The organism is Streptomyces cucumeris (assembly GCF_024295805.1).
Classification (GTDB): domain Bacteria; phylum Actinomycetota; class Actinomycetes; order Streptomycetales; family Streptomycetaceae; genus Streptomyces; species Streptomyces cucumeris.
Genome location: NZ_JANCLX010000006.1, coordinates 26,190 through 39,464 on the forward strand (window position 1 = coordinate 26,190; position 13,275 = coordinate 39,464).

The 13,275-nt window shown below is 72.3% G+C and carries 12 protein-coding genes; all 12 read right to left on the minus strand.

Annotated elements, in window-relative coordinates:
* Window positions 1-21 precede the first annotated feature (21 nt).
* Complete coding sequence (locus NMK44_RS10820; RefSeq protein ID WP_254740906.1) at window positions 22-810, minus strand: acyltransferase; 789 nt, start codon at window positions 808-810, stop codon at window positions 22-24.
* Window positions 811-842: 32 nt separating this feature from the next.
* Window positions 843-1,649, minus strand: coding sequence for a (2Fe-2S)-binding protein (locus NMK44_RS10825; protein WP_254740908.1), 807 nt, complete (start codon window positions 1,647-1,649; stop codon window positions 843-845).
* A gap of 3 nt (window positions 1,650-1,652) precedes the next feature.
* Window positions 1,653-2,660, minus strand: a complete 1,008-nt coding sequence (meaB, locus tag NMK44_RS10830) for a methylmalonyl Co-A mutase-associated GTPase MeaB (protein WP_254740910.1) — start codon at window positions 2,658-2,660, stop codon at window positions 1,653-1,655.
* Window positions 2,661-2,664: 4 nt separating this feature from the next.
* A complete protein-coding gene (gene scpA / locus NMK44_RS10835) occupies window positions 2,665-4,893 on the minus strand; it encodes a methylmalonyl-CoA mutase (protein WP_254740912.1) in 2,229 nt (742 codons plus the stop codon).
* Window positions 4,893-6,776, minus strand: coding sequence for a methylmalonyl-CoA mutase small subunit (gene mutA / locus NMK44_RS10840; RefSeq protein ID WP_254740914.1), 1,884 nt, complete (start codon window positions 6,774-6,776; stop codon window positions 4,893-4,895). Before mutA ends, scpA begins: the two co-directional genes overlap by 1 nt.
* Before the next feature lie 203 nt (window positions 6,777-6,979).
* The gene (locus tag NMK44_RS10845) at window positions 6,980-8,194 is read right to left on the minus strand and encodes a cytochrome P450 family protein (RefSeq protein ID WP_254740916.1); all 1,215 of its coding nucleotides are present in this window, start codon (window positions 8,192-8,194) and stop codon (window positions 6,980-6,982) included.
* A 214-nt stretch (window positions 8,195-8,408) separates the two neighbouring features.
* The gene (locus tag NMK44_RS10850) at window positions 8,409-9,593 is read right to left on the minus strand and encodes an MAB_1171c family putative transporter (RefSeq protein ID WP_254740918.1); all 1,185 of its coding nucleotides are present in this window, start codon (window positions 9,591-9,593) and stop codon (window positions 8,409-8,411) included.
* Window positions 9,586-10,200, minus strand: a complete 615-nt coding sequence (locus NMK44_RS10855; protein ID WP_254740920.1) for a hypothetical protein — start codon at window positions 10,198-10,200, stop codon at window positions 9,586-9,588. The genes NMK44_RS10850 and NMK44_RS10855 overlap by 8 nt, the downstream gene beginning before the upstream one ends.
* 55 nt (window positions 10,201-10,255) lie before the next feature.
* The gene (locus NMK44_RS10860) at window positions 10,256-10,765 is read right to left on the minus strand and encodes a helix-turn-helix domain-containing protein (protein ID WP_254741727.1); all 510 of its coding nucleotides are present in this window, start codon (window positions 10,763-10,765) and stop codon (window positions 10,256-10,258) included.
* 201 nt (window positions 10,766-10,966) lie between these two features.
* Window positions 10,967-11,629, minus strand: coding sequence for a spherulation-specific family 4 protein (locus tag NMK44_RS10865; protein ID WP_254740922.1), 663 nt, complete (start codon window positions 11,627-11,629; stop codon window positions 10,967-10,969).
* Window positions 11,626-12,540, minus strand: coding sequence for an NAD-dependent epimerase/dehydratase family protein (locus NMK44_RS10870; protein WP_254740924.1), 915 nt, complete (start codon window positions 12,538-12,540; stop codon window positions 11,626-11,628). The genes NMK44_RS10865 and NMK44_RS10870 overlap by 4 nt, the downstream gene beginning before the upstream one ends.
* Window positions 12,541-12,546: 6 nt before the next feature.
* Entirely contained in the window at window positions 12,547-13,260 is a 714-nt protein-coding gene (locus tag NMK44_RS10875; protein WP_254740926.1) for a nucleotidyltransferase family protein, read from the minus strand.
* Between the last annotated feature and the right edge of the window lie 15 nt (window positions 13,261-13,275).

Sequence of the window (13,275 nt, forward strand, 5' to 3'; positions counted from 1 at the left end):
GCAGTCCGCCCCCGGGTCCGGTCAGCCGTCGGCCACCCGGGGGCCGGGCACCTGTTCCGGGCGCGGGGGCTCGTCGTCCGGTGCCAGTTCGGCGACCGCCCTGAGCTGCTCGGCCGTCATCCCCGCCGGGACCGGCTTCGGCGCGGGGGTGCGCAACGGCGGCTGCCAGCCCTCGTCGGGAGCCCAGCGCCGGATGATCCGGGCGGGCGCCCCGGCGACCACCGTGTGATCGGGCACCTCACCGCGGACGATCGCCCCCGCGGCCACCACCACATTGCGGCCCAGCCGGGCCCCCGGCAGGATCACCGCCCCGGAGCCCAGCCAGCTCCCGGAGCCGATGGACACCGGCTCCGAGCGTGGCCACTGGTGGCCGATGGGCTGCTCGGGGTCGTCATAGGAGTGGTTGTCGCTGGTCACGTAGACGTACGGACCGCAGTACACATCGTCGCCGAACTCCACGGTCCGGGAGGCGATCACATGGCTGCCCCGGCCGAGCACCACACCGTTGCCCAGCCGCAGTACGGGATCGGGGCCGAGGTCGAGTCCGGGCAACATGCCCGCGGTCAGGGTCACCTGTTCACCGATGACGCAGTGGTCGCCGAGGTGGATCCACGGTTCCCCGAAGACGGTGCCCTGGGGGAAGGCCAGCCGGGTGCCCACGCCGATGGACCCGAACCGGTACGGCCCGGGGCGGTCCCGGGTCACCGCGCCGACCCGCCGCACCCAGCGCGATCCGGCGTGCACCAGTCGGGATGCGGTGCGGCGGCGCCAGGCCGCCCAGGATGAGAACACGTTCTCGTTCATCGGCACCCGCCCACCGTACCGAGCGGGCGGTCACGGGATCAGCCCTCACCGCTGTGACCTGCGCCGCGTTCGGTGCGAGGGGCCCGGCTGAGTCCGCAGTCCCCGCACAACCCACCGCCGGGCACCCGGTAGTAGAGACAGCAGGTGCGGCGCCGGAACGCGAGCGGCGCGGTGGCCAGGGTGCCGGTGCCGGTCAGCGGCGGGGTCCGGAGCAGGGTGCGGACCAGGGCGGTGGCGCGGTCCGCCGCGTCGTCCCTGCCCCGTGCCCGGCACCAGTCGTGGAACACCCGCAGGGAACCGGCGAGCGCCGAGGCGGCGTTGCCCCACAGCAGCCGTCCGGAGACCGGACATGCGGTGCGCACCGCATGGTGCAGCGGCAGCAGGTGGACATGGGCGGTGTGGGCCAGTTGCCCGGCCACCCCGGCGGGTTCACCGTGGGTCCGCCACGGCCCCGGATGCCACAGATCGTCGGGCGCCATCCGCGCCGGGTTCCACCACAGGGCGTCGGGGCGCAGATCCGGCACCCTGCCGTGCAGGGCAGCCGGGGCCAGCGTGAGCGACCAGAGCCGGGCCGCGAGCCCCTGGAAGACCAGGGAGGCGGCGACCCGGCGCTCATCGGTGCGCAGCGTCGTGCCGACGGTGTCGATCCGGGTGAGCAGCGCGGGCGCGGCCCGGCCCCCCTCGGTCCGGTAGACCGCGCCGAGGGGGACGTACCCCTCGGCGCCCGGTCCACTGTCGCCGGCCGGCGCTCCGGTCCGCAGGGCGAAGAACGGGCCCACCGCCGCGCTCTCACACGGTTCGGCCGCCGGACCGCGGCCGTCCGCGGAAGGGTTCTGGTGATCCACGGCTCAATGATCGTCCGGCGCCCGGAACGCCTCCAGCAACCGGTCCGCGGCCAGCGTCGCCGTCAGCGTGCCGTCCCGGACCTCCTGCTCCAGCCCCGGTCCGAGGCGGCGCACCTCGGGGTGGGCGTGCAGCCGGGCCAGCAGCTGGTCGCGCACCATCGACCAGGTCCAGTCGACCTGCTGGTCGCGGCGCTTGGTGTCCAGCGCGCCGGTGGCGTCCAGCACCCGGCGGTGCTGCTCCAGCCGCTCCCACACCACGTCCAGGCCGGTGTTCTCGCGCGCGCTGCAGGTGAGCACGGGCGGGTTCCAGGGGGCGTCGTGGGGCTGCAACAGCCGCAGGGCGCCCGCCAGTTCACGGGCCGCGGACTTGGCGTCGCGGGCGTGCGGTCCGTCGGCCTTGTTGATGGTGACGACGTCCGCCAGCTCCAGGACGCCCTTCTTGATGCCCTGGAGCTGGTCACCGGTACGGGCCAGAGAGAGCAGCAGGAAGGAGTCGACCATATTGGCCACGGCGGTCTCGGACTGGCCGACCCCGACCGTCTCCACCAGCACCACGTCATAGCCCGCCGCCTCCATGACGACCATGGACTCGCGGGTGGCGCGGGCGACCCCGCCGAGCGTTCCGGCGCTCGGCGAGGGGCGGACGAAGGCGTTCGGATCCACCGACAGCCGCTCCATCCGGGTCTTGTCGCCCAGGATGGAACCGCCGGTGCGGGTGGAGGACGGATCGACGGCGAGCACCGCGACCCGGTGGCCCAGCCCGGTGAGCATGGTGCCCAGGGCGTCGATGAAGGTGGACTTGCCCACGCCGGGCACACCGCTGATGCCCACCCGCCGCGCCCCGCCGGTGTGCGGCAGCAGCTCGATCAGCAGCCGCTGGGCGAGGTCGCGGTGGTCGGGCCGGGTGGACTCCACGAGGGTGATCGCGCGGGCGATGTACGCACGCGATCCGTCGAGCACACCCTTGGCGTAGGTGTCGATGTCGATGGCCGGTCGCCTGGCTGACCGCATGGGCCTACAGCTCGTGGCCGAGGTCGGCGGCGAGCGACCTGACCAAGTCGTGGGCGGCGTCGGGGATGACCGTGCCCGGCAGGAAGACGGCGGCGGCGCCGGCCTCGTGCAGGGTCTGGACGTCCTGCGGCGGGATGACCCCGCCCACCACGATGGTGATGTCCTCGCGCCCGGCCAGTGCCAGCTGCTCGCGCAGCGCGGGCACCAGGGTGAGGTGGCCGGCGGCGAGCGAGGAGACGCCGACGATGTGCACATCGGCCTCCACCGCCTGCCGGGCGACCTCCTCCGGGGTCTGGAACAGCGGGCCGACGTCCACATCGAAGCCCAGGTCGGCGAAGGCGGTGGCGATCACCTTCTGGCCGCGGTCATGCCCGTCCTGGCCCATCTTGGCGACCAGGATGCGCGGGCGGCGGCCCTCGGCCTCCTCGAACTTCTCCACCAGGGCGCGGGTGCGGTCCACGCCGGACGACGGTCCGGCCTCTTCTCGGTACACACCGGAGATCGTACGGATCTGGCCGGAGTGGCGCCCGTACACCTTCTCGAGTGCGTCGGAGATCTCGCCCACGGTGGCCTTGGCACGGGCCGCGTCGACCGCGAGGGCCAGCAGATTGCCCTCCAGACCGGTGCCCGGACCCGACTCGGCGGCCGCGGTCAGCCGCCGCAGCGCGTCCTGGCAGACCGCCTCGTCCCGCTCGGCGCGCAGCCGCCGCAGCTTCTCGATCTGCTGGGCGCGCACCGAGCTGTTGTCGACCTTGAGGACCTCGATCTGCTCATCGCTGTCCACCCGGTACTTGTTGACGCCGATCACCGGCTGGCGGCCGGAGTCGATACGCGCCTGGGTGCGGGCCGCGGCCTCCTCGACACGCATCTTGGGGATGCCCGCGTCGATGGCCTTGGCCATACCGCCGGCCGCCTCGACCTCCTCGATGTGCTGCCAGGCCCGCCGCGCCAGGTCATGGGTGAGCTTCTCGACATAGGCGCTGCCGCCCCAGGGGTCGATCACCCGGCAGGTGCCCGACTCCTGCTGGAGCAGGATCTGGGTGTTGCGGGCGATGCGCGCGGAGAAGTCGGTGGGCAGCGCCAGCGCCTCGTCCAGCGCGTTGGTGTGCAGTGACTGGGTGTGGCCCTGGGTGGCGGCCATCGCCTCGATACAGGTGCGCGCCACGTTGTTGAACACGTCCTGGGCGGTGAGCGACCAGCCGGAGGTCTGCGAATGGGTGCGCAGACTGAGCGACTTGGGGTTCTTGGGGTCGAACTGCTTGACCAGCTTGGCCCAGAGCAACCGGGCCGCCCGCAACTTGGCGATCTCCATGAAGAAGTTCATGCCGATGGCCCAGAAGAACGACAGCCGCGGCGCGAACGCGTCCACGTCCATCCCGGCGTCCATACCGGCCCGCAGATACTCCACCCCGTCGGCCAGGGTGTACGCCAGCTCCAGATCGGCCGTGGCTCCGGCCTCCTGGATGTGGTAGCCGGAGATCGAGATGGAGTTGTAGCGGGGCATCCGCTGCGAGGTGAACGCGAAGATGTCGGAGATGATCCGCATCGACGGCTGCGGCGGATAGATGTAGGTGTTGCGGACCATGAACTCCTTGAGGATGTCGTTCTGGATGGTCCCCGCCAGCTTCTCCGGTGCCACCCCCTGCTCCTCGGCGGCCACGATGTACAGCGCGAGCACCGGGAGCACCGCGCCGTTCATCGTCATCGACACGCTCATCCGGTCCAGCGGGATGCCGTCGAAGAGCTGACGCATGTCGTAGATGGAGTCGATGGCCACGCCCGCCATGCCGACGTCACCGGTCACCCGGGGGTGGTCGCTGTCGTAGCCGCGGTGGGTGGGCAGGTCGAACGCCACCGACAGGCCCTTCTGACCGGCCGCGAGGTTGCGGCGGTAGAAGGCGTTGGACTCCTCGGCGGTGGAGAAGCCCGCGTACTGCCGGATCGTCCAGGGCTGGTTGACGTACATCGTCGGGTACGGGCCGCGCAGATAGGGCGCGGCACCGGGGTAGGTGCCCAGGAAGTCCAGACCCGTCAGGTCCTCGGCGGTGTACAGCGGTTTGACCCCGATGCCCTCCGGGGTGTCCCACACCAGGTCCTCGGTGCTCTTGCCGACGTTCTCGCCCAGAGCGGCCGCCCACTCGGCGGAGGTGGCCGTGACCCGCTCTCCGGGCGCCTCGAGCTCGATTCCCGAGAAGTCCGGAATCCTTCCGGCGTCCTGCGGACCGGCCGCCATCACGCCACCCCCATGGTGTCCAGGGCCGAGGTGAGGACCTCGACCGCGTTGCAGCCCGCGAAGACGAACGCGTCCACGCCGGCCTGCTCGTACTCATCCTGTCGATCCCCGGGCCGCCCGGCCAGATACACCTGGAGTGCGCCCGCGGTCTTCAGCCGCCCGGCGACATCCGCCGCCTGCTCCGCGTACAGCGTGTCGCTGGAGCACAGGCATGCCACGCGGGCGCCGCTGGCGGCGAACGCCTCGGCCACGGTCTCGGCGGTCACGGTGACCGGTTCATGGACCGCCTCGATACCGCCCGCCTGGAAGAGGTTGGCGGCGAAGGTGGCGCGCGCGGTGTGCGCGGCCGCGGGGCCGAGGGCGGCCAGGAAGACCCGGGGCCGGGTGCCCTCGGCGGTCTGGTGGGCGTCGGAGCGGGCGCGCAGCGCCTCGTACGCCTCGTCGCGGCGCACCCGGGGCAGTCCGCCGCCGGACGGCGCGGAGGCCTCCTCGCGCTCCACGAGCTGCTCGGTGAGGTTCGGGAACTCGCTGACGCCGGTGATCGGCTCCTTGCGGCGGGCCAGGTCGCGGGAGCGGCGGGCCCAGGTCTCGGCCAGTGTGTCGCGCACCAGACCGGAGGCGAGGGCGGCGGCGAGACCGCCGGCGGCCTCGATCTCCTGGAACCAGGTCCAGGCGGCACGGGCCACCTCGTCGGTGAGCCGCTCGATGTACCAGGAGCCGCCGCCGGGGTCGATCACCCGGGCGAGGTGCGACTCCTCGAGCAGGATGGTGGAGGTGTTGCGGGCCACCCGGCGGGCGAAGTCGTCGGGCTGGCCGATGGCGCTGTCGAAGGGCAGCACGGTGACGGCGTCGGCGCCGCCGACCCCGGCGGCCATGCTCGCCACGGTGGTGCGGAGCATGTTCACCCAGGGGTCGCGCCGGGTCATCATCACCGGGGAGGTCACCGCGTGCTGGCGCTGGGCGGCCGCTTCCGGGGCCGCGCCGCACACCTGCGCGACCCGGGCCCACAGCCGCCGGGCGGCGCGCAGTTTGGCGATGGTCAGGAACTGGTCGGCGGTGGCCGCGTAGCGGAACTCCAGCTCGCCACAGGCGGCTTCGGCGCTCAGCCCCGCCTCGGTCAGCGTCCGCAGATAGGCCACGCCCGCGGCGAGCGAGCAGCCGAGCTCCTGGGCGGCCGTGCCACCGGCCTCGTGGTACGGCAGGGCGTCCACGGCGAGAGCGCGGATCCCGGGGTGGTCACGGTGGCTGAGGGCCGCGAGCTCCGCGGCGGCGGCCAGGTGACCCGGCAGATCGGCGTCCCGGCCGGTGCGGGCCACCAGGCCCAGCGGGTCGGCGCCGAGGTTGCCGAGCGCCGCGTGCGGCGGCACCTCGCGCTCGCCGTAGAGCCGCAGCAGGGCGCGGGCGGCGGCCTCGAAGTCGGCGCCCGCGTCCAGTGCCACGGGGGCGAGGTCGAGATAGACCCCGTTCAGCGCCTCGGGCAGGGCGTCGACGGGCACTCCGGCCTCGCCGACCGCCAGCCACACCGAGCTGACACCGTTCTCCAGGTCGGCCAGGACGGCCTGGTTGGTGCGGGCCGGGTCGGGGTGGGCGTGTCGCTGGCGCACATCCCAGCCGGAGACCGTGGAGCCCTCGGGCCGGCCGCCGCGTACGAAGGGCGCGAAGCCGGGGAGTCCGGCGTCCTGCGGGGCGTCATCAGCGGTGTACAGCGGCTGGACGGTGATGCCGTCCTCGAGTGCGGTCGCGAGGACCGCTTCGGCCTGTTCCCCTACGGCGTCCGAGGTGCCGCTTTTGCGCAGCACTCCTTCGACGAGGTGGCGCCATTGGTCACGCGTCACATCCGGGAATTCGTCGGCGAGGGGAAGGCCGTCAGGCAGGACCGTCATGACAGCGGAGGCTAGTGCGATCTTCTAAAGCCAGAGCAGAGGAACCGGCTGTGAGCTTGCTCTCTATGTGCCGTTCGCCACGGGATGACGCCCGTTAAGAGAGACCCGCCCGGTGCGACGGGGGATGCACACCGGGCGGGCTCGATGACCTTTTTACCGCATCGGGCCCGGGTTATGCATCACAAACGTGTTCGCTTTCCCCGTCACCAGGCGATGGGGAGCGAGATCAGGCCACGCGTGCGGATCGATGGCCGCCACCGCAGCTCCTCCTTCGAAACATCGAGCCGCATCCCCGGAAAGCGGCTCAACAGGGCTTCCAGCGCCACTTCGGCCTCCATCCTGGCCAGCGGAGCACCGAGGCAGTAGTGGATGCCGTGACCGAACGCAAGGTGCCCGGACCGGACAACATGTGGATTGAAGTGGTCCGGATCCTCGAAGTGGCGGGCGTCACGGTTGGCGGAGGCGATGGAGAGCAGCACCGTCTCCCCCGCGGGAACGGTCACCCCACCGATCTCGATGTCCTCGAGCGGGAAGCGGCGGATCGAGAGCGGCGCGGGTCCGTCATGGCGGGCGAATTCCTCGACCGCGGCCGGGATCCCCTCCGGTTTCCCGCGCAGTGCGCTCAGCAGTTCGGGGCGGTCCAGCAGACCGGATACAGAATTGCCGATGAGATGAACCACATTTTCGTATCCGGCGAAGAGGAGCAGAAAGGCGAGTGAGGTGAGTTCGTCCTCGCTCAGCCGGTCCGCTCCGCCCGAGCCGCCCGCACCCTCCTCGTCGCGGGCGGCGATCAGGGCGGAGAGCAGATCATCACCGGGCTCGGCCCGCTTGGCCGCGATCAGTCCGGTGTAGAAGCGCAGCATGCTGCCGATCGCCTCCTTGGCCTGCTCCGGATGCTGGGGGTCGGGGGTGAGCAGGGCGTCGGACCAGGCGAGGAAGTCCTGCCGGTCGCGGTGCGGAACACCGAGCAGGTCGCAGATCACCGCGATGGGCAGCGGTCCGGCGTAGTCCGCGATCAGATCGGCACGGCCACGGGGCTCGACGGCGTCCAGCAGCGCCTCCGCCTGCTGCCGTACGCCCGCGCGCATCGCCTCGACCCGGCGCGCGGTGAATGCCTTCACCACCAGACGGCGGACCCGGGTGTGATCCGGCGGGTCCATGTTGAGGAGATTGGCATCGAGGGCCGGCGGGAGCGAGAAGCCCCGGAAGTTGCCGGGGCGGGCGTTGCCCTTGTCCAGCGAGAGCCTGGGGTCGGCGAACGCCTGCCGGACGTCCTCGTAGCGGGTGACCAGCCAGGCCGGATTGCCGTCGGGGCCGGTGATCCGGTGGACCGGTCCCTCCTCCCGCAGTGCGGCGTAGGTGGCGTAGGGGTCGGTCAGCAGCCCGCTGGTGTCGCGGGGGGTGGAGTTCGCGGTCATGGCTCCCGACTCTAGATCGTCCGGGTCGGCCGAAGTCGGCTCCGGGGCCCGGCCGGTGGGGAGGCGGTGCGGAGCCACTGAGGAGGCACCGGGGAGGTGTGCGGCGCGGCGCTGGCCGGTAGGCGGCGCCGGGACTGAATCTCCCCGGCGCCGCCTGCGCCACGGGCGGCCCCGACCCCCGTCCAGGGCCACCTCGTCTTCGATCCCCCTTGCGTCACCGCCGCGGTGCGGCGGCCCCCTCCCCCAGCTCCGCGAGCACCTCGTCCACCAGCGGCAGCCGGTAGACATCGGCGACCCTGGCCAAGTGCTCGTGCTCATCGGCCAGTTCGGTTCCCGTGGTGACCACCACACTGTCCGCGGCGGTCACCGGTACGTGTCCGTGTGCTTGATTCAGCAAACCCCGTCTGAGCGCCGCTGCTTCCACTACGGCAGCAAGTTGCCAATCGTCGAACCGTGCGGCCTGGGCCTTGACACGTGCGATCTCCAGGACGTCCGCCTCCACATGGCGTCGCACACCACGCTGGACGTCACGGATCTCCGCCATCTGGCGGTTGGCCCGCCACTCCAGATCGGCCAGCGGCCACCAGCCGGTCCAGCGCGGCTGGCCCATGGCCACTTCGGGAGCCTGGGCGGTGACTTCCCGCCACAGCGGCCGCAGTCGCCGGAACCGGCGCCACGCGGAGGCGCGCGGACCTCCGGCCGGCAGGGCGAACCCGGCCAGGACGAGCAGTGCGGCGACCGAAGCGGTCAGCGGGGCCACGCCGTTGGAGAGCCAGTACAACTCCCGGCCCGCCCAGGAGAAGCCGAACCCGATCAACTTGCAGGCGCAGTAGACCAGGCCGAGCCAGCATCCGGCGGCAAGCACCCGCAGCCCCCGGGCGAGCCACGAGCCACGCAGGGTGGCGGCGTAGCGCGGGCACAGGATGCCAAGACCCGCGAGTCCGGTGCCGAAGATGGCCAGATACAGCACCAGGAAGAGCACCACACCCGGTTCGCTCGCGTACGCGGTGCTGAAGTCCCGGGGGTGTTCCACGGCGTCCGGGCGGCCGAGGGCGAAGCCCGTGACGGCCACGGCCCACACCAGGCCCACGGCGGCCACCACCGTCCGGGGCCGGATCGCCGACCCGGTCCAGCGCAGCAGCAGGACCAGCGCGCCGGTGGCGAACACCACGACCGAGGAGTAGAGGAGGACCATGGCCAGATTGGCCACGCCCACCAGCCGGTCGAACCAGCGGTAGACACTGGGCGCCGAGAGCAGGAACACATCGGCCACGGCGGCGGTCATCACACAGGCGAGCCCCAGGTCGGCGTTGCCGGGGTCGCGGAACCAGGCGCGCGCCTTGTATCCGGCCAGCGCCCATGCGGCGGCCCCGAACGACAGGTAGACCAGGTCAAACACGGGCCCCACCGCCACCGCCACCGCTGCCGGGGGCTCGGGGTGCCCGGCGGGTGCCGGCGGTGCCGCCGGTGTCGCGCACATGGCGCAGTGCCGGGCCGAGGGCGGCGGCCAGTTCGGCGGCCCGGCCCCGCAGCGGCAGTCCGTGGTCGGCCGAGGTGGGCACCACACGCTCCATCAGCAGGGTGCCCAGTACCTCGGTCTCGCGCTCGGTGAGGTTGTCGTAGCAGTGGTGGCGGGCGAAGCCCGGGGTCATGCCCAGGCGGCGCATGGCGGTGGTGACGTCCATGGACGGGGTCCACATGCGCAGCGCGTCCTCGGTGACGGCCGGGTCCTGCTCATGCCCGAGCAGCAGGTGTCCGATCTCGTGCAGCACGATGTGGATCTGGTGCCAGGGGGACGTCCTGAGCTCGTAGAAGACCCAGTACCCGTCGTCGGTGCTGGCCGTCATGCCCGAGACCACACCGCCCAGGCTCATCGGCACCAGATGGACGGGGCGTCCGACGCGCTCGGCCACGATGGCGCACAGGCCCGGCAGATCGGTCGAGGAGGGCAGCCCGAGCTCCTTGATGAGCCGCTTGCACCGCCGTCGTATCCGACCCACTCGCATGCCTGTACCACCCTCGATTCCGGTCCGCTGCCAGGAGCAGAACAGTGGCCGTGCGTCAGCCTCGGCCACGCGGTGCCCGGCCGTCCGGCTCCGCGGGCCCCTCGGGCCCGGCCGGTTCCGGTGGCAGGTTCATCTGCTGCCGGAACTGGGAGATGATGGCGGTGAGGCTGTCCTGGACCTCCGGGGGGAGGCCCACGGAGCGCAGCGCGATGCTGCGCACCCGCTTGTCGCGCATCGCGACGAGGAACCGCACCTCCTCCTCCACCCGCTCCGCCTGGGACGGCGACAGGTCGCCGAGCAGGTAACCGACCGGCACGGCGAAGAACTTGGCCAGTGCGCGCAGCAGGTCCGGGCTGGGGTTGGTGCGCTTCCCGTTGCGCAGCATCGACAGATACTGCTCGGTCAGCGCCGCCTTGCCGTACTCCTCGCTTCCGCTGATCTCCTCCGCGACATGGGCGTTGGTGTAGGGGGAGCCCGGCGGGTGCATGGTCGCGAACAGGTAGTTCAGCCGGTCCGCGAGCCGACTGCCGGTGTCGTCCGGTGACCCGTTGGCCCCGACGGCCATCCGCTCCCCCTCTTGATCGTGGCTGTTCACGGCGGTACGCACTCACGGTTGGTTAAGGCCGGGAACGCCGCGTGAGGCATCCTGCCATGACGGTCGCACGGCGCACCAGTCCGCCCCGCGCACCCCAGAGGCACCGTCTTAACGGGCAGTTGGCCAGTAGTGGTCACGCCTCTTCCGCAGGTCACGCCGTCGGCGGGAGCCTCATTCCAGTCCGTCGGGGGCGGACTGCCAGGGGTTGGCGCCGTCGCCGGGCACCGCGCAGTGCACGGCGGCGCCGCGCCGGCGTGCGGAATCGGCCACCTGGCCGCCCCGGCCGACGGGCACGGCGTACACCAAGTGGCAGAAGCGCTCGGGGGGATACCCGGCCGTCCAGCCGGGCACCGGGATGTGCCGGTAGGTCTCCCAGCACCCTTCGAAGGTGATCAGCAGATCGCCGAGGGCGGCGTAACCGGGGTCGGGGTGGGTGCCGGGGTTGAGGACGACCGTCCGGGCGCCGAGCGTCCGGGCGGCCCTCACCTGCCGTTGATATCGCGCCAGATGGGCCGCGGCGGAGGGGACCCGGTCCAGGAACACCCCGTCCACGCCGTACCAGCGGCGGTACCGGCCGATATCGGCCAGGACCGGCGCGGTCCGGCGGTGGCCGTAGGCGGTGTCGACGTAGCCGAGCAGCGGCGCGCCCGCCGCGCGCAGCCGCGCGGCGGCTCCGGCGAACACCGCGTCGGGGCGGCGGCCCGGTCCGTCGGCCAGGTTCAGGACCACGCCGTACAGCCGCCCGGCGGCCCGTTCCAGCACCTTCCAGGGGTGCGGATCGACCGCCGGGTGGACATACAGCGGCACCAGCAGCCGCCGTTGAAGGGGTGTCACCGCGCGGGAACCACGGCCTGGTCGACGCTGGCCGCCCACAGCCCGGCCAGGGAATCGGCGAAGGTGTGGCGGGGCTGCCAGCCGATCACCCGCCCGGCCGCGGCGATGTCAGCTTGTTGCCAGGAGACCGCGGCCGAGCGGTCCGAGCCGCCGCCGCTCTCCTCGAGCCGTCCCCGGAAGCCGCTCTCGCGCACCAGTCCCTCGGCCACCGCCCGTACCGGACGGGCGGTACCACTGGCGATGTTGAGCACCCGCGGATACGCGCCGGGGGTGGTGGCGGCGAGCCCGGCGGCGCGCGCCACATCACGCACATCGACGAAGTCGCGGTGGGCGGAGAGATCGCCGACCCGGACCGTGCCCTCCGGGCCGTGAGGGGTGACGCGGCGCAGTTCGGCGGCCAGCCGTCCGGGCAGCCCGGCGGTCGGGGCGCCGGGGCCCAGCGGGTTGAACACCCGCAGCACCACGGCATCCAGCGGGGCATCGAGGACGGCGAGGGTCCCGGCCAGCTTGCTGGCGCCGTACACGCTCAGCGGCCGGGCGGGGGTGGTCTCGTCGACGGTGTGGCCGACACCGGTGGCGCCGTACTCGGCCGCCGAGCCGAAGTGCACCAGCCGCGCCCGGGGTGCGGCCTCGGCCAGGGCCTGGCACAGCACCGCCGGGCCGCGCGCGTTGGTACCGGTCAGATGGACCGCGCCGCCACCCACCGCACCGGAGCAGTTGACCACGGCGTCCGGCGCGAGCGCGCGCAGGGCGTCGGCCAGCCGGACGGGATCGGCGGTGGCGAGGTCGGCGGTCAGATCGGTGTCCGGTGACCGGCCGCCGACCAGCACCCGCACCCCGGGCAGGGTGTGCAGATGACGGGTGGTGTGCCGCCCCAGGAATCCGGTGGCGCCGAGGACCAGGATGCGCACCCGCTCTCACGCTCCCTTGATCAGCATGCCGCGACGGGCGTCGAACTCGGCGTTGGCCCGGTCGTAGTCGTCGGGCCGCCCGATGTCCAGCCAGTAGCCGTCGAACTCATAGGCGTGCGGCGGGGTCTCCGCCGCCAGCAGGTCCAGCACCAGTTCGTCGAAGCCCAGCGGGAGACCCGGGGTGTAGCGGCTGAGGGCATCCCGGGACACGCCGTAGACCCCCATCGAGACGCGGTAGTCCATGCTGGGCTTCTCGGCGAAGCCCACCACCCGGTCCGCGTCGGTGGTCAGCACACCGAAGTCGATGTGCACCCTGCGCGCGTAGGTGGCGATGGTGAGCGGGGCTCCGGCCTTCTCGTGGGTGCGCAGCACATCGCCGAAGTCCAGATCGGTGAGGATGTCGCCGTTCATCGCGAGGAAGTGTCCGGGTAGCCGGTCGAGCATGGTCAGCAGCGGCCCCATGGTGCCCAGCGGACTGTCCTCGGTGGTGTAGTCGACGCGCAGACCCCACTGGGCGCCGTCGCCGACATAGGCGCGGATGATGTGGCCGAGGTGGCCGATGGCCAGGGTGCAGCTGGTGAAGCCCGCCGCGGACAGCTGACGCATCACGATCTCCAGAATCGCGTGCTGTTCGCCGATCGGGACGAGCGGCTTGGGCAACGCGGTGGTGTAGGGGCGAAGCCGGACGCCTTTGCCGCCGGCCAGGATGACTGCGTGCATGGTGGGTTCCTCTCG

Coding starts and splice junctions, on each gene's coding strand:
- meaB (WP_254740910.1), bottom strand. CDS start 2,660: ATGCGGTCAGCCAGGCGACCGGCCATCGACATCGACACCTACGCCAAG.
- scpA (WP_254740912.1), bottom strand. CDS start 4,893: ATGGCGGCCGGTCCGCAGGACGCCGGAAGGATTCCGGACTTCTCGGGA.
- mutA (WP_254740914.1), bottom strand. CDS start 6,776: ATGACGGTCCTGCCTGACGGCCTTCCCCTCGCCGACGAATTCCCGGAT.
- NMK44_RS10845 (WP_254740916.1), bottom strand. CDS start 8,194: ATGACCGCGAACTCCACCCCCCGCGACACCAGCGGGCTGCTGACCGAC.
- NMK44_RS10855 (WP_254740920.1), bottom strand. CDS start 10,200: ATGCGAGTGGGTCGGATACGACGGCGGTGCAAGCGGCTCATCAAGGAG.
- NMK44_RS10860 (WP_254741727.1), bottom strand. CDS start 10,765: ATGGCCGTCGGGGCCAACGGGTCACCGGACGACACCGGCAGTCGGCTC.
- NMK44_RS10875 (WP_254740926.1), bottom strand. CDS start 13,260: ATGCACGCAGTCATCCTGGCCGGCGGCAAAGGCGTCCGGCTTCGCCCC.